The organism is uncultured Desulfobulbus sp. (assembly GCF_963662935.2).
In the GTDB taxonomy this organism is placed as follows: domain Bacteria; phylum Desulfobacterota; class Desulfobulbia; order Desulfobulbales; family Desulfobulbaceae; genus Desulfobulbus.
On record NZ_CAXXTL010000002.1, the window covers coordinates 126948 to 143973 of the forward strand.

Annotated in this window: 16 protein-coding genes; 6 read left to right on the plus strand and 10 right to left on the minus strand. The window is 43.9% G+C overall.

All coding sequences use genetic code 11. The annotated features are described in order from the left end of the window. Window positions 1–13: 13 nt before the first annotated feature. The 3 genes from ACHZCX_RS05110 to ACHZCX_RS05120 all read right to left on the minus strand — a co-directional run bounded on the left by ACHZCX_RS05110 (window position 14) and on the right by ACHZCX_RS05120 (window position 3592). Entirely contained in the window at window positions 14–229 is a 216-nt protein-coding gene (locus tag ACHZCX_RS05110; protein ID WP_319586156.1) for a heavy-metal-associated domain-containing protein, read from the minus strand. Window positions 230–621: 392 nt separating this feature from the next. Continuing rightward, window positions 622–2556, minus strand: coding sequence for a trehalase family glycosidase (locus ACHZCX_RS05115; RefSeq protein ID WP_319586157.1), 1935 nt, complete (start codon window positions 2554–2556; stop codon window positions 622–624). Window positions 2557–2791: 235 nt separating this feature from the next. Continuing rightward, window positions 2792–3592: a hypothetical protein gene (locus ACHZCX_RS05120; protein ID WP_319586158.1), complete on the minus strand. Its 801-nt coding sequence runs from the start codon at window positions 3590–3592 to the stop codon at window positions 2792–2794. A gap of 347 nt (window positions 3593–3939) precedes the next feature. Between ACHZCX_RS05120 and ACHZCX_RS05125 the strand changes: the two genes are divergently transcribed. After that, window positions 3940–5178: a hypothetical protein gene (locus ACHZCX_RS05125; protein WP_394708765.1), complete on the plus strand. Its 1239-nt coding sequence runs from the start codon at window positions 3940–3942 to the stop codon at window positions 5176–5178. Window positions 5179–5468: 290 nt separating this feature from the next. Here the strand turns inward: ACHZCX_RS05125 and ACHZCX_RS05130 are convergent, their stop codons facing one another. Beyond that, the gene (locus ACHZCX_RS05130) at window positions 5469–6317 is read right to left on the minus strand and encodes a class II fructose-bisphosphate aldolase (protein WP_319586160.1); all 849 of its coding nucleotides are present in this window, start codon (window positions 6315–6317) and stop codon (window positions 5469–5471) included. Window positions 6318–6333: 16 nt separating this feature from the next. Beyond that, window positions 6334–7404, minus strand: coding sequence for a uroporphyrinogen decarboxylase family protein (locus tag ACHZCX_RS05135; RefSeq protein ID WP_319586161.1), 1071 nt, complete (start codon window positions 7402–7404; stop codon window positions 6334–6336). Window positions 7405–7801: 397 nt separating this feature from the next. Between ACHZCX_RS05135 and ACHZCX_RS05140 the strand changes: the two genes are divergently transcribed. After that, window positions 7802–8041: a hypothetical protein gene (locus ACHZCX_RS05140; RefSeq protein ID WP_319586162.1), complete on the plus strand. Its 240-nt coding sequence runs from the start codon at window positions 7802–7804 to the stop codon at window positions 8039–8041. Next, the gene (locus ACHZCX_RS05145) at window positions 8031–8495 is read left to right on the plus strand and encodes a PIN domain-containing protein (protein ID WP_319586163.1); all 465 of its coding nucleotides are present in this window, start codon (window positions 8031–8033) and stop codon (window positions 8493–8495) included. Before ACHZCX_RS05140 ends, ACHZCX_RS05145 begins: the two co-directional genes overlap by 11 nt. Window positions 8496–8503: 8 nt before the next feature. Here ACHZCX_RS05145 and ACHZCX_RS05150 read toward each other — a convergent pair whose 3' ends face one another. The 3 genes from ACHZCX_RS05150 to trxA all read right to left on the minus strand — a co-directional run bounded on the left by ACHZCX_RS05150 (window position 8504) and on the right by trxA (window position 11154). Continuing rightward, window positions 8504–9544, minus strand: coding sequence for a hypothetical protein (locus ACHZCX_RS05150; protein ID WP_319586164.1), 1041 nt, complete (start codon window positions 9542–9544; stop codon window positions 8504–8506). A gap of 116 nt (window positions 9545–9660) precedes the next feature. Continuing rightward, window positions 9661–10770 carry a sn-glycerol-3-phosphate ABC transporter ATP-binding protein UgpC gene (locus ACHZCX_RS05155; RefSeq protein WP_319586165.1) on the minus strand — a complete coding sequence of 370 codons (1110 nt, stop codon included), beginning with the start codon at window positions 10768–10770 and terminating at the stop codon, window positions 9661–9663. 57 nt (window positions 10771–10827) lie between these two features. Beyond that, on the minus strand, window positions 10828–11154 hold the full coding sequence (gene trxA, locus ACHZCX_RS05160) for a thioredoxin (protein WP_319586166.1): 327 nt from the start codon (window positions 11152–11154) through the stop codon (window positions 10828–10830). A gap of 155 nt (window positions 11155–11309) precedes the next feature. On the opposite strand from trxA, the gene ACHZCX_RS05165 reads away from it, so the two are divergent. Both ACHZCX_RS05165 and ACHZCX_RS05170 read left to right on the plus strand, forming a co-directional pair. Further along, window positions 11310–11885 carry an RNA polymerase sigma factor gene (locus tag ACHZCX_RS05165; protein ID WP_319586167.1) on the plus strand — a complete coding sequence of 192 codons (576 nt, stop codon included), beginning with the start codon at window positions 11310–11312 and terminating at the stop codon, window positions 11883–11885. After that, the gene (locus ACHZCX_RS05170) at window positions 11882–13222 is read left to right on the plus strand and encodes an ATPase, T2SS/T4P/T4SS family (protein ID WP_319586168.1); all 1341 of its coding nucleotides are present in this window, start codon (window positions 11882–11884) and stop codon (window positions 13220–13222) included. The genes ACHZCX_RS05165 and ACHZCX_RS05170 overlap by 4 nt, the downstream gene beginning before the upstream one ends. 125 nt (window positions 13223–13347) lie before the next feature. On the opposite strand, the gene ACHZCX_RS05175 is transcribed toward ACHZCX_RS05170, so the two are convergent. Together ACHZCX_RS05175 and ACHZCX_RS05180 are read right to left on the minus strand one after the other, a co-directional pair. Next, window positions 13348–14310 carry a hypothetical protein gene (locus ACHZCX_RS05175; RefSeq protein WP_319586169.1) on the minus strand — a complete coding sequence of 321 codons (963 nt, stop codon included), beginning with the start codon at window positions 14308–14310 and terminating at the stop codon, window positions 13348–13350. 60 nt (window positions 14311–14370) lie between these two features. After that, a complete protein-coding gene (locus ACHZCX_RS05180) occupies window positions 14371–15297 on the minus strand; it encodes a hypothetical protein (protein ID WP_319586170.1) in 927 nt (308 codons plus the stop codon). 214 nt (window positions 15298–15511) lie between these two features. On the opposite strand from ACHZCX_RS05180, the gene ACHZCX_RS05185 reads away from it, so the two are divergent. After that, window positions 15512–16741, plus strand: coding sequence for a hypothetical protein (locus tag ACHZCX_RS05185; protein ID WP_319586171.1), 1230 nt, complete (start codon window positions 15512–15514; stop codon window positions 16739–16741). Window positions 16742–17026 lie beyond the last annotated feature (285 nt).

A 17026-nucleotide genomic window follows, 5' to 3' on the forward strand; every position in this document is an offset into this window, starting at 1 on the left:
ATTCGAATATCGCCTAATCTACCGGGAATGTGTCGTATCCGGCGCCTTCTATTAACTCTTTGATTTCATCCGGTTTTATCCCGGATTCATCATACACAACGGTGACGATTTTGCCGGGAATGTCTACATCAACAGAAGATATCGCCGTTGAGACGCTCAATGCGCGTTTGATGGTCTTTGCACACCCTTCACACATGATTTCAGGCGCGTTGTATTTGATTGTTTTCATGGTGCATATCCTTTCATTGGAAAATATCTCACATCCAGATTATTCAGCATGTTCCCATAAGCATATGAATATGAATCATATTGAAACGTAAGGAACGTGCCTCCGTGCCGTTCCGCTCCGGAAGCCTGGGTATCAACCTGCGGAATGCCACGGCGGGCATTCCCTACCGGCAGATGCCAAGGCTGATTTATAAATTCGCAAACTGAGTGCTGATTACAGCCATCCACCCTCATTTGCCGCAACCTATTGGGTTCATGATTATGTAACGCATGCACGAAGGGAACGGTCGCCGTGCCGTTCCGCTCCGGAAGCCTGGGTATCAACCCGCGGAATGCCACGGAGGGCATTCCCTACGTTCTCTATCAGAGTTTTGTCGTCATTTGGTTGAAATGTCACTCCAACCTGCCATCTGATATCTCGGTTCTGCCATTCTGTATATTGTGTATCTGAATCTTCTTACCCAGATGGATTTTCAGGGTGAACTCACCATCAGATTCAACCGTTAACCGTACCGAATCATCTGCGGATTTTCGAGCCTCGCAGATCAATGATACTGTGTGATTCCCAAAATGCAGGTTCTTCATGCCGTGACGCTCGACCTGACGGATATCCCAATCGATTGTGTTCGACGGCGCATCCGGCCTGATTCCAAGCATCTCTTCGATGAGGAATGCGATCGGTGCCACACCGCCCCATCCCACAAACGAACCCATACCATACATCTCGGATTTATCCGGCGCCATGAACTCAGTGATGTCGTTCTTAGCTTTGAAAACGGTCAGGAACGCGTTGTAATATCGGGATGCAGAATAATACGCTGCATCATCAAGTCCTGCACGATGCAAGCCTTCCACTGTTACATACTGCACAGGAGGCCAGACCGCTCCACGCCAGTATGCGCCGGTATCCTTGTTATACCCAAAACTATCGGCAGAAAGCGATGCAGTCCCGCTCAATCTGCAGAATTCCGTCTTATCCAGGATGTGTTCTGCAAGGTAACCAAACCGCTCTTTAGTTGCGATGCCTGTAAGCAGAGGCCAGAATGAGTGCCAGTGTTTACACAGATGCCCATCCGGCGTCAGGGTGATCGGCTGACCTTTCACATTCAAATCGTTGTAGAGGCGAAATCGTTCATCCCAGAACAGATCGTTCGCCAGTTTCGACAGAGTCTTGTATTCCCCATCGAACCATGATGCCATATCCGGTCGTCCAACGATTTTCGACATCTTCGCCATGATCTCAGCAGACATCCCCTGCACACAGGTGGTTGAGATGAATGAGTGCGCATATTGATTGCGGGTCAAGTCATCAGACTCATTTAAGCCGTTTGTCCAATAGGCGCCGTTCATCCTGCGTTGATGCAGCATATACCACTCATATTGCTTCACCAGAGGGAGGTAGACCTTCTTCAACCTTTCGACATCGCCGGTAACCTCATAATACCGCCACTCCGACCAGGCAAGCAGCGGAGGATTTACCGGCCATCCTGACAGCACTTCCCAGTTGTTGTTGTCTGTTTCCCTGCAGATGAATCCGTTCTCATGCTGACGCGCATAACAGTTATCCAGCGATGTAATAAATGGATATGCCGTATCTCCATATCGCGCGAACTGCAGGATGAAGGCTGTATCCAGGACCATCGTGCTGCCCCACCCCGCCCAGGTCGGCATTCCGATAACGTTTGAGACTGCCAGATTATCTTTACTCGGAGGCGCATACAGCCATGTGGAGAATAATATATCCCAAGCAGACCAGTACATGTCGATAGAGTCCTGATGTCCATCCCAGATTGGAATGGGGAGTCGGGATTTGGCCTGGATGAATGATGGAGGTGCGTCATCGAACTTTTTCTTTGAAAACCAGGGAGAAATCACCGCAGATCCATCTGCTTTAACCGGTGCCATTTCCACCCAATGAGCATTTGGGAACATCCCGGCGAATAGAACGTTGTTGTCGGTAACTTCTGCTAAAACTGGTTCAGCGACACTGAATGTCGATTCTTTAGATTCGGCTACACAGATGCCTTTGCCGTCAACCGCAGCGACGTTCCATACATATGATAAACCAGGTTTCACGGCAAGACGCAGTTCTGAATCAATGATGCCCTTCGCGGTGATAACTGGTTTCCGTTTGCCGGATTGTGTAACAGTTACATCATATGAGGCGGCTCCATCAATAGCATCCCATTTCAGGATACATGTCAGCGGAGTTTTAATGACCGTCTTATCCACAGGCGAGACGAGAGATATAGATTTCAGTTCGTCTCCCTTTCCATAAGCCAACGAGATAGTTGAAGCAGCACACAACAAAATCATAAAGTATCGCATGAAATACACTCCATTGATGCAGTAATGACCACATATTCCTTATTATCCGGCATATTATGCGTATTATCAAGTAGTATTATACACTTTTTGTTTTGGTACAATTCAACACATAAATCAGAGCAAATAATGCCTGTATAACTGTATTGATCATATGTGGCTGCTATTGTCTGCTTTCATACTCTCTGAATACCAGCGAACTGTAGCATTAGTAACTTCTATTGGTAATCGATTCAGATCATACAATCCGCTTCCATCCATCTGGAAGCAATCGCCATTGATCAGTCCCTTTGAAATACCCGCTAGACTCTAAATCACTAATCGTACCAGCATCATAAAGCATGATTCCCATCTTGTCTGCTGTTTGCCGGCAAAGACTTCTGGTATCTACAACGTCAATCTCAGATAAACTGATGAAAACATCGGAATATTCCACACCTTCTAGAGTAGCAATCAATTCGTAGTTGCTTAATTCGTTCGAAACGACTTCTGGTTCTGCATGAACTCTTATCCAAAAGTGATCTAACATTTTAATTACATCAATTCCAGATTGACCCCCATCTATTATAGTCCGCTCAAGAATGCTAGAACATTTCTTTAATGATATTAAACTCGTGACACCTGCAGGCCAAGCACCAGTGAGCCAGTGCATATCGTGTATAAGCGATCCTTTACCTAAGCATACGAGATCGTCTTGGGACTCAATGATCTGAAATCCGATATTAAGTGCTGCTTCAAGTAACTTTTGGCGCCCACTCCTTTTGCCGCTGTAGACTATAATAACATAACTATCTGGTTTTACTAATTGCGCTACAATATTCTCAGAAAACTGCTGATTGCCCATCTGGAGTAGACCAGCAGGCATAATACGCGTATGTTCTCCAGCATTACAATCAGTTTCAATGTAGCCGCTACTAATGACTAGATCATTCTTTGAAAATCGGTAGTCTGCTTTTGAACATGATGAAATCGCACCGCCAGCATGCACCCTTGATGAAAGAGTCGGTGATTCTATGGCAAATACAATGAATTCTTCCATATTCCAGTTAACCTCCAAAATACGAACTCCACGGAAATGTAATTTCCTGCTCCAAAAGTGAGCATATCGATTATTTCGAGAACCCGCTGGTATTCCTCTAAGGCAATCATGTGTCCAGAAACTATTACACCATCAAAATTCCAATGCAATGCTCCTTTGCAAAGGTCCAATCTGAGTTGATATTTTCCAAATAATTCCCATTCGTATTATACTATACTATTATATACCTTTGTTACAACATTTTAGCTTCCTATAAGATCAATCAGTTCGAAAAACATTGCATTTTTCATGTTTACACAACAAAATTCATGGTATAATCTCTCAGCATTAATATTTCTTCATACGACTTGACCAAACATGATGCACTCTGTATTATTAATGCAGTCTTCATTATTTATTCACAGAAAATTCACGGAGTCATTACTTTATCAATGAATTGTAACAACCAGTTGTGCTTAACTCGTCTCAATAAAGGCGAACCGATTATTCAGGCTGACCCGGATAGTTGGGATAGCCGATTCACTCTTAACCCTACAGCTCTATACCTTGAACGTTCACCGCACAATGATGAACTTATCAAAGGTCTGCTGGATAAACACTCGATAGATGATCCCCTGCTCGAAAACGGCGTTGTTGTAATCTTCTACAGAGGCATACCGATTGATGTACCGGGATTACCTTCGTGCAGATCGGCAGTTGGATTATCGGTATTTACTCCTGATCTTCATTTCATCAAAAAATTCGATCATCCTGTACTAAAACCGTCAGATGATCCAATGGAATATGATTATAACGGCGTTGAAGATCAACGGATAACAAGAATCGGTGACACATTTTACCTGCTATACTGTGGATTTGTAACATACCCAAACGGTGATTACAAAGTTCAGGTGTGCATGGCTGTGTCTGAAGACCTGATAAGCTGGCAGAAACTGGGTCCTGTTAAAGGCGATGTAAACGTCTGGCCAAATAAAGATGCAGTCCTTCTGCCGGAACCGGTGGATGGACACTACATAATGATGCACAGACCATGTGCCGGCAAACAGAGCGATTTCAGCATATCACTCGCTATCAGCGACTCACCGACCGGCGTGTGGAAAGACTGCGGGATGATTATGAAAGCTGTTCAACATCCGCTTTATATTGAGTCATGGGTAGGGATGGGTTCAACTCCGATAAATCTAGGCAACAACATTTATCTGGCTGATTATCACACCGGCAACTATCTGGCATCAGGCGCGAGAGATTATTTCGCGAATTACGCCCTGCTGGATTTCAACAAATTCGATATCGCGCATCCTGAAAAAATTGTTGAATGGCGGACTGAAGCCATATTGTTTCCCGAAACAGATTACGAGGTGGAGTCGCCCTGGCCTCATGAGCAGCGGTTGAATTGCGTGTTTCCATGCGGCAGTTACGAGTATAAAGGCGATATATACCTCATATATGGCGGAGCAGATGCCTATGTACTTGCAGCGAGGTTGAATAAAGAGGAATTACTCCACCATAATGAGGAGTTGCTTTCAAGCGACAGCCGTCATGTATGGGCAGCAGATTATCTGAGGGAGTTCTACACCCGTTCCTGATTAGTCACTTACCAGTCAGTTTCTAATCAACCATCATAGAATAATTGGATAAGCAGTTCTAGGCAAAGAATTCACTACCGCCCCATAGAGAACTCTGTTGATTCCGCAATCACCTTGAGAAACCAAGCCGAGAACCTCACCTTTCCAAGGGGAGGCAGGTGGGGTGCTTTTGGGTATCATATATTGCCACGATTTTCATAGAGATTAATCATATTGTTTATTGCAAACAGAAATATTTGATGTATGTAAGGGCGATTTGTGAATCGCCCTTACATACATGTTTTTCGTATTTACTTTACACGTCCTGAGCAGCCAAGTTCATCCATCCAACGGCCTACTACTTCACTTACCGCATCTCTGGCTTGAATGAGCGCCCATGCATACCACAATCCTGGTTTCCGATCATCAATCGCTTTCAGATATGCACGAGCCAGTTCGCTTGCTACATTGACTTTACTCACACCCAGGTCGATCGCCTGATGGAGCTGATCTGCAGGAGTGCCTGATCCGCCATGAAGCACAAGCGGAACTGTCACAACACTTCGTATCGCTTTTAGCCGCTCGAAATCCAATACGGGTGCCTGCCGATACATCCCGTGACCGTTGCCGATCCCCACCGCAAGAGCATCAACACCTGTCAGATGCACAAACTCTGCTGCTTGAGCCGGATCGGTAAGCAATGCATTGTCGTTTACTTCAGGTGATTCGTCATCTACGCGTCCGACGGCACCTAACTCGCCTTCTACAGTGATGCCATATGGTTTTGCGATCTCTACAACCGCTCGTGTAAGTGCAACGTTTTCCTCATATGTGTCGCAATGCGACCCATCTATCATTACTGATGGGAACCCGGCATCTATACAGCGTTTCACCGTGTCTATGTCTGTTGCATGGTCAAGATGAAGACATACGGGAGAACCTGCCTCATCAGATAATATATCAACCATCCGCGCCATCATGTTTGGACCGACGAGATCCAGCTCCCATGGTCCACAGATCATCATGATGGGTGATTTCTTCCTGCAACCCTCATCAATTATGGCTTTAGCAGTTTCAGAGGTGCAGTAATTGAAGGCTCCTACCGCATAATGATTTTCCTCTGCATCTTGCAGCATCTTTGTGATATTAACAAAACTCATCAAATACCTCGATTTTCTATTTTGTAACCCAGTAGTCCTTATATTCTACGCAAGCACTAAGCAACGCGTCAATGTTCTCAAGCGGTACATCCGGATACATATCGATAGATAGTATCAATCCGCCTTTTGGAGAACCAAGTTTCGTCACCATCTCAGCGATGTGATCCTTAACCTGTGCAGGCGTTCCAACAGGTAGGATGTACTGCCGATCGACGCTTGCCACGATGCACATTTTGCCCTTAAGCCGATCTCTTGTTACATCAACACCCATGCAGTTTATCTGCATGTTGAAGGCTGTGAGTCCCGCTTCAAGGAATTCCTCCCAGAGATCGACCGTATGCCCATCAGAATGCTGAGTGGTAAGCGCTCCATACTGCTTGCACAACGAATACATCTTTGTATAGCCGGGTTTGAAGTACCTGCGGAATGTCTCCGGACTGATCATGCACCGATCCTGACATCCCCAGTCATCACCAAAACCGACCAAATCGACAGGAGATCCAAGTTTCAGCGCGTGTTCCAGATACTGCAGGTTGTATTGCAACACCAGATCAACGATTTCATCGATTTCGGGAGAACCTTCCGCCATATCAGACAAGGCGTTCTCCATACCACGGATGAAATGCACTCGCTCGAAGAAGCGCTCTCCGCCGATTGTCACCATCTCGCCTGCTGCATTTGCCGCACGACATGCCCGCGCGAATGCTCCCCAGTTATGCATCCCGCGTTCATTATACAGAAGAGGATCAGGTGCCTTGTAATGCTTCAGATTCCTGATATCATCCAGTGGATGATTCATAATCTGTCCCTCCATACCATGCCGGATGCAATACCACAGGCATCCCCAGTTATCGAGGCACTCTTCATATTCCCGGTTAGCAGGACCCACAAGCGCGGCGAAATCGGTTCCTTTTTCCGGCAGCCACCAGTGAAGCTCGGGGTATCTGCTCATGACATCGATAAGCGCGTCGCCGTATTTAATCCATGTAGCCATGGAGAATCCACCCCACATCGGGACCTCGCCGGTGCCGTTCAGTGTAAGCGTATCTCTCAGTTTTTGTCCGTTGGTTCTTGTGTCAATCGGCATCTCAACTCACTCCTATGATCAAAAACTAGCAATCTGTTGTTTCATATATGAACGCAATGATCACATAATGATTTTAGATTATGCATGAATCATCATTATAATCACCACATGCTCATATATTCGCCAAAAGCCAGGGAAATCCTTCATTGATAAAAAATACGCATATGAGTTTAATATTCTACCTTCTATATTGTTGCATTTTATCTGCATGTTGTCTGAACAATGATTAGAATGATTGAAATGATTTTTATAAGAGACCTGAGTGATGAGACGAAAAACATGTAATCCAATCCTATCATTTAGATCACAGTTTAGATACTAGCATTGAAAACACATTCTATAAGTTGACAAGAAACATATAAAATGGTAATTTATGAATATGAGGAGGCGATTTATAATGCCTGTTACACCGCGTAAAACAAAACGGGTGAGTATACCTATAGATGATTACGAATTGCTGCAGAAGATAGCCGCTCGAAAGAAGACTTCTGTATCTTCAATATTACTGCAAGCAGCAAAAATTGAAATTGCTGAAGAACGTGAATGTAAAGCTAAAATGCTGAGTATCATAGGTATGGGTGATGGCGTGAATGAGAATGGTTCTACGAATCACGATGAGATTCTCTATGAACGCTGATTATGTATTCATTGATACCGGTGCATTTATCGCATTGAGCGCAACAAGAGACAAATATCATAAATCCGCTGTGAAGATATATTCAGAGTTATTAGATACCCATTCAAATCTGCTAACAACAAATCATATACTTGACGAAGTATATAATTATCTACTTTGGGATAATACATTGGGTCATAAAGCAGCAGTGAAATTCGGTAATATGATTTATGATGTATCATCACCAGTTTATCTGGGAACCGAGATTTGCGATCTTCCCATATCTGCTAATCTAATAATAGTTTATTCTACCCATGAGATTGAAAAACGTGCATGGGAAATATTCAATCAATACAATACGGCAGGATTTTCTTTCACAGATTGTGTAAGCTTTGCTGTAATGCAAAAACTCGGCATGAAGAAATCATTTTCATTCGACCATCATTTCGATATTTTGAGTTTTGAACGTTTATAAAGACAGTTCTAGAAATCCTTTCCCCCATTGATACTAACTCTATTCCTCAAACCCAGAAAGAATCCCTCTCCATGTTCTATGAGATCAGCTTTTTCATATGTATGCTGCAAGACAATCTGTAAGACTTGAAGGTTCCCCATACCGCCTGGGGGCAATTCTCGATCAGAAATGTGGAGAGAATATTCATCTCTTTGATCAATAGACTCGTTACCCGAGAGCATCTCCTTGCGTTTATCAACTGACAGCAATGGCACTTCAGTTCCATCTAATATCACTTTGATATCTTCAAGTATCAACTCCGGTGAATATCTGCCACTAATCCCTTTATCTGTCAATGCTGATAAAACACAAGATAATGACATTGGCAAAAAATCCATTTTTACACCCAGGAAACCTCGCCACGCTCGCAATTCATATATCTCCAGTTCACCTATTCGAAGATCCAGTTTCAGATCCTCCTTCGGAAAATAATCATAAATCCAGCATTCCAGAGAAGTTTTCCCATAACCGGCATCATAAGCTTGTAGAGCTCGGATATGAACAGATGGAAGCCAAAGATTATACATTCCTTCTTCATCTGTCATAGTTGCCACTCCCTCAAGTCCGATTGCATGTACGATAGACTTGACGGGATTGCCTGCGAAATTCGTCACTTTACCAGATAGATGATATTGATGCAGGCTCACTGTTTCATCGAAACAAACAGCATCTTTCTTTATGCTTAAATTGACTCTGCTAGGATTCATCAGAGGGGATTCTAGATGCCAGATCTTTTCGATACATCTTTCAATCAATAGCACATCAGAATTGAATGAAATAAGTTCGCGGTCATCAAAATCTAAGATGGAAGCAGTTAGATTCCAAGCTCCAGTTTGTGGAATATTTTCAATAGAGACTACCAGTGAAGGATATGATTCACCATAATCAGTGGTTCCGTTATCAGCATGCATCCATGGTATCATTTCACATTTGGGATTGTTACCGAGATATGCGTTGAATACAGGACGGCGGGAGAAAGATTCTCTATGAACTGATTGAGGATTATCCATGATATACACTCCACAAAATTTATCTAGACAAATTCAAAGCAACAAACTTGATATTCAAAAAGCCCTGCTCCAAACACTGGGAACAGGGCTTTGTATTGGCTTTATATGCGGATGACTTAGCCTATCGTGACTTCGGTCTCTTTGTCGAAGAGGTGGGCTTTGTTCATATCGAAGACGATTTCCATCTCCTGGTTCTCAACAGCCTTCGTATCTGAGTCAATCGTCGCTATCATGGCGTTCGTGTCGCTTGTGAGATAGACGGTTACAACTGAACCCATCGGCTCGATTACATCAACCATTACTTTTATGGTGTTCTCTTCGGTAGGGGTAACCATTGAGCTGATTGCTTTATCTGCGATGTCCTCAGGTCGGATACCGAATACAACAGGTTTGTCTACATATGCGTCGAAGCACGGTTTGCATTTATCTTGAGGTATCATGACTTTGAAGCTGCAGGCATCTACGATTATTCTACCGTTCTCTTTTTTCAACGTTGCGTTCACGAAGTTCATTGAAGGTGTACCGATGAATCCGGCGACGAATACATTTGCCGGTGTGTTGTAGAGGCCCATCGGTGAATCTACCTGCTGAACGATGCCGTCTTTCATGACAACGATGCGGTCGCCCATTGTCATAGCTTCTACCTGATCGTGGGTTACGTAGATGGTTGTGATACCGAGACGCCTATGCAGTTTAATCAGTTCTGCGCGTGTCTGTACGCGGAGTTTTGCGTCCAGGTTGGAGAGTGGTTCATCCATAAGGAAGACTTTTGGCTCTCTAACGATTGCTCGTCCAAGTGCGACTCTCTGCCGCTGACCGCCTGAGAGCTGCTTAGGCTTCCTGTCAAGGAGGGTTTCCAGTCCCAGAAGTTTTGCCGCTTCTTCTACACGGCGGCGGATCTCCAGTTTCGGCACTTTCCTTAGTTTCAATCCGAACGCCATGTTGTCATAGACGCTCATATGCGGATAAAGCGCGTAGTTCTGGAATACCATCGCGATATCACGGTCTTTGGCGGATACATCGTTCACCAGTCGGTCGCCGATGTATATCTCACCGGATGTCGCTTCTTCCAGACCGGCAACCATTCGCAGAGCGGTGGTTTTGCCGCATCCGGAAGGTCCTACCAGTACGAGGAATTCTTTATCATTGATTTCAAGACTTACATCATTTACAGCAATTACGCCTTTAAATGTTTTATTCAGATCTTTTAAAATTACACCGGCCATGTCCTGCTAAGCCTCCTAATGTTTTCGGCACAGATTATGGTAGATAAGCTGATACTATTACGACAAGTGCTGTTGTATCTTTTCTATTATCTTCTGCTTAGTCTGATTACCAATTATCTGTTCGGCTATGGTTCCGCCCTTGAAAATGATCAGGGTCGGGATACTCATTACGCCATACTTCGATGCAATCGCTGCATCTTTGTCTATATCAAGCTTGAGTACCTTCAGTTTACCTGCAAACTCTTCAGCGATGGCATCAACTGCAGGAGCAAGCATCTTACATGGTCCGCACCATTCAGCCCAGAAATCTACCATAACAGGCATATCTGATTTTAATACTTCCTGTTCAAAAGTCTGCGTTGTTACTTCTGCGGCGCTGCTCATTAGATGAACTCCTCCCCGGAATCGAATGGTTTTACTCAAAGCACGAATCTCATTTTAATAGGTGAAGAGATTATTGTCAAGGAATGTATGAGTTATTATACTAATTGCGAACCTTTTTCTTATCTATCGCGTTCTAATAGTGTAAGGAGCGGCAGATGACATCCGGTATTCTATACAACCAGCAGTCCGATATTGACTTGATGGTGCGTACAAATGGCGGCGATATAGACGCATTTGATGCGTTATGCGGCAGATATCGACGCCGTATGGAAGGCTTCTTCTATTCGTTATGCTGGAACTCAGATGCCGCGCAGGATTATACACAGGAAGTATTCTTGAAGATATGGCTGCACAGAGAAGCATATAAGCCGACAGCGAGTTTCTCCGCATACATCTATCGGATTGCGAAAAATCTATGGGTGTCTGCGGTCCGTTCCGGGAAATGCCGGCCAAACACAATCCCGCTAGACGATTTCCGCATTGAAGATGACAACTCCAATCTGGAGAAACTGCTGATAAGCAGATACAGAGACAGACGGATCAGGATGGCGGTCGATGCGTTGCCGGAACACTACCGGTTTGTGTTTATTATGTGCCACTTCCAGGATATGCGGTATCAGGAGATCGCTGAGGCGCTTGAGATACCGGTCGGCACAGTCAAATCACGGATGTCTGCGGCAACGAGAATACTTCGAGAGACGATTTCTATCGAAATGAGGGATGAGCAATGAAATGCGAAGAGATAAGAGATGAAATGGTGGCATATCTTAAAGGCGAACTGTCTGACGAAGCCAAACAGGAGATCGATGAACACCTTGCACGTTGTCAGGGGTGCAGACGAGAACTTGAGCAGGCACAGAAACTCCTCGCCAAAACACTCTCTGCCAATGAGAGTTCGATTGTCGACCTGGCTGATTCGATTGTCCAGGAAGCGGTTAATACATCTGCGAGCGATATACACATAAATCCAACTAGAGATGGTGCCGATATTCTGCTAAGAATCGATGGCGTGCTTAAGCACATCAAACATTTGTCTATTCAGGAAAGAGATGCCTTAGTTACAAGATACAAGATGATGGGTAGTATCCCCACATCAGAATGCCGAATACCACAAGATGGACGAATGCTGGTAAAATTGAACAACATCGATTATGATCTACGGATATCCGTGATGCCGTTTTTATATGGTGAAAAAGTTGTTGCGAGAATCCTGGATAGAGGGATATCGTTGCCATCCCTGGATCGCATGGGGTTTCTACCTGAGCAACTAGATCAGGTTCGGATATTGATCAAACAGCCATGTGGCGCGCTGTATGTCTCCGGACCGACCGGAACGGGCAAGACCAGCATTCTATACTCAATACTGCAAGAGCTGATAAATCCAGAAATCAGTATCATGACAATAGAAGATCCGATTGAAATGGTATTGACAGGTGTGCAGCAGGCGTCGGTAGACAAGAAAGAGGGCCTGACTTTCGCTTCGGCGTTAAGAGCATTTTTCAGGCAGGATCCAGATATAATAATGGCTGGAGAAATTAGAGATTATGAATCACTTGAGTTATTGATTGCAGGAGCCATTACCGGTCACTTCATGCTCAGCACTTTACACACCCAGCATGCCGTCGATGTACCTCAACGACTATTGAATGTAGGCGCCGATCCATTTATGGTTAGCGATAGTACAATTGGAGTGATCTCTAGCGTGCTGGCTCGTATTATCTGTCCGCAATGCAAAGAGGAGTATGAACCTTCAGCCGAAGCATTAAGATGGCTGGGTCTTACAGACATGATTGGAAAGACCAAATTCTACCATGGAACCGGTTGTGATGCATGTCGAGGAGTTGGGTATAAGGGACGAATTGGTCTTCATGAAGTTCTTGTGTTGAATAATGAGATGTCCCGTATGATCAGCGCAAGACAGACTGATCCGAATATGATACTTCGCTGTGCGATTGAACATGGTTTTATCACAATGATCGAAGTTGCACGAAAAAGGGTTCTGGAAGGCATCACAACTCCGGAAGAGCTGTTTAGACTGGCACATCTGATCACGTCAGGTCCGGTGTGACACAGTATTAGTGGAATGATTGAAAGATGATGGGAACTCGTTTAGGCAAGCTTCCATCATCTTTCTAATGTTAATAAGTTTCTAAATCGCACCTTCTCTATTAAGAAAAGACTTTTATTGACAACTTAATCAAGATAATCATACCTATAGATTTTTGATTCACTGAATGTTGTAGGCATATCACCCATTCCTGCGATCCTTAGTGTCATTGTCATTGTCCTACTTACTTCATCGGAGTAAATCAGCATAGTTGACGGATCTATAATTCGTGATCCTTTGCCGCTTATAGTTGCATTAATCACCTGTGGCGCTGGATAACCTGCAGGAATTGTCTTTGATATTGTTTCCATGATTTTAGTCATAAGTTGTTTAATCGAATTTTTATCTCCGACATAAGCAAACCCAATCTTCAAACAATTGTGTTTATTTGCTATTACAGGATTTCCAAAATAAGTTTTCATTGTTACATTGACATTGCCAAATGATGATCCTATCTCTTGCTGTGATTTCCATATATCGCCTGCATTAACAGTTTTCCCCGTAAATCCAACAATGCGGTTATTCCAATCTGATGCGATATTATCTACAACTCCTGTTTTGATAGATTCACGAAGTTCAGCTAGTTTATCGGGAGTTGAAAAATTTTGATCTTTCAACATAGCATCTATGACTTGATATAGCTCATCAGTATTATTAACAGAAGTAAGCTTTCCATTTGCATCTAAGCTACAAGGGAGAGATATCTTCGCTAATGCCTGCATTGATGCTTCCTGAGCAGCCGGTAGTTTTCCACCATTTCGAGTCATTTCTACAGAGAGCGTTTTAGGGACAAGTAAATATCCATTTTCAGTTTTAGTTATTTGAATTTGTTCTTTAGATATTGATACATCGACTTGCTTCCCAGTTGCACCATTATCAACCACTTTTGTAGACTTGCAAGTTGTAATGTATGAAATTCCGTTAGGCGGATTGAATTGGAACTTGTATTGAACCTTAGGAGCTGTTGCACCGACAGTAGATATTATACAAATAAAGATACTGATGAACACAAGTCTTACAAGAATTAAATTTTTGCAGTAAACTTTCAAATCATTCCTCACATTTTGTTGAAATTCATAATAATATGATAAGTAAGAACTGAAATTCTTCTATTTCCCAGCCTTCTTATCCGTAGCTGCTTTCATCACTTCGATTCTAGCTTTCAATGCAGCCGGAGCGCCCGGACTGTCAAGCACTCTCACCATTGCGCCGAAAAGTTGGTTATGCAGTTCTGTCTGTGATTTCAACGCGCCTGCCAGCTTGTTCAATGCAATCGGAAGAACCTGTCTGTTGGCGCTGCGGACACTCTGTAGAAGCTGTTCTGCATCTGCCTGCATCTGATCAAGTTCCGCTTTACGGGAGCCTTCCAGATTCTGATACGCCTGTTCTCTTTCTGATGCAGGGAGATTCTGAACATTATCTACCTGTGTTTGCCAATCGCCATATCGGTCGGATTCTTTTACTTTAATTATCTCAGCCGCCAACGACGCCATAGTCTTCGGCCATTCATCTTCAGAGACTGATTGTATCTCTTGTATCATCTTCTGAGCTCGAGAAAGAACATCTGCGGTACGTCCTAAAACTCTGCGCTGACCGTCATCAAGCATATCGACGCATGAGTTTGCAGCGTCATTGAATGCCGTCTGCATATCCTGGCGGGTTTGTTTGATCGGTTTCAGTTTGGCAAAAGCGGCATTTCGAGCTTCAGCAGGAACATCTTTACCTGCGATAAAAGCATCCCTCATTATCATTAAAGGTTCTCTGATCTCCAGTTGAAGAGCCTTTTCCTTTTTCTGTGTCTCATCACGCTTCTGGCTCAGGAAATCGATTCTTGCGGCCATGAAGCTTAACTGATCAGGTTTCAAGTTCATGTCGGTAACGATCTGTAAGACATCGACCTGCTCTACAAGGTCTTTGATATCTAGTTTATCTCCGGCAGTTGGCGTATCGGCATCAGCCGCAAAACTCACACTGTATACGGCAGTGAGTAGAATCATCGATATTACGATACATGCGATACAAAATATTTTTTTCATTTCGACACCTTTCCCATTTTTTTAGATTTAAAATTGACAGCGTTACAAATTAAACGAATAATATAATTCGCAAAAAGATAGTGTTTTTGTGATTATATCACATTCGAATGAAAGCAGGTAAAAAAATCGTATTCTCCATATATCATTGACATCAGAATCGATGAGGAATACAATTATCTCAATAATTGTCAGTTATTGATAGGAGATATAATCAATGATAAGTCTGGCGGATAGGAATATTCTCAGAGAGTTAGCGTCTATGGTTGCCGGATATGCGGCATTACCGATACAGGCTGAACGCCGCGACTTATGGTATAAGCATAACTCGCTAGAAAAAACCCGGCCTGTAATCTTCTGTGATCCTGAAAACAGTTGGAATGAGATAATCCCTCAAAGCAGTCTGATATGCGAGGATCCTCTTGCACGCGCATGGGAATTCGGACTGCGCGTGTCACTCTTCCGATGCGAGAAGATGAAAGATGATGTCGTGATATCTCCTTATTTCGATGTAGCTCATGTGCATACGCAGAGTGACTGGGGAATGCATGAGAATATTATCGGCGGTGGGGCAGGCCGTGCATACACATGGGATTCACCTCTGAAAAGTTATGATGATCTGAATAAACTCCGGTATCCCGAGATAACCGTCGATTATGCGGCAACCGATAGACTATTGGACGAAGCGTCTGGCATATTCGGGGATATTCTTACAGTCAGGTTAAACTCCCGATGGTGGTGGTCGTTTGGCATGACTTGGACCCTTGCCCAGATTCGCGGTCTTGAGCAGATGATGCTTGATATGATAGACAATCCGGAAGGTCTGCATCAACTCATGGCAATCCTCCGCGATGGAAATAATGCCAAGATGGATTTCCTGCAGGAAAATGGACTTCTTTATCTTAACAACGATGGTTCATATGTAGGATCGGGCGGATTCGGCTGGACTCACGAACTTCCTCAACCTGATTTCGATGGTAAAGTGCGGACCCAGGATATATGGGGATTTGCAGAGAGCCAGGAGACGGTTGCAGTATCGCCTGATATGTTTGAGGAGTTCATCTTCCCATATCAACTGCCCTTACTGAAAAGGTTTGGATTAAATTGTTACGGATGCTGCGAACCTGTAGACACCAGATGGCGTATAATAAAGCAGATACCAAATCTACGAAGGATATCGGTATCGCCATGGTCATCAATCCCGAAGATGGCGGAGTATCTTGAAGATAAATACATTCTCTCTTTGAAACCCAATCCCAGCATGCTGGCAATGGAGTCGTTCAATGAGAATCTAGTAAGGGAGAATCTCCGTCAATCAATGGATCAGGCAAAAGGTTGCTGTCTGGAGGTTGTGATGAAAGACAACCATACACTCCGCAACGAACCTGAACGTGCAGTAAGATGGGTTGAAATCGCCCTTGAAGAAGCAGAGAATTTTTCAAATTAGTCTAATTGGCGATACATACGTCTAGTAGATAGACACTCAGGATTGTTTGGAAGAAGCGCGACCGAAATTTGCAGGTAGATTTTTTACGGATACAATCCGTGTACCCTGAGTGACCTGCCCGCAGGCAGATTGTATCGAAGGGCACACGCAGGTCAGGTGCCTGGATTCCATCCTTCAATACATTCGCTGCGGCGAACACTCAGCATCAGACGGATCATTGGCATCTCAACTGATGGTATTTACCCAAGTTATCGAAATGCACCCGTAAATGAGGCGTGTATTGTT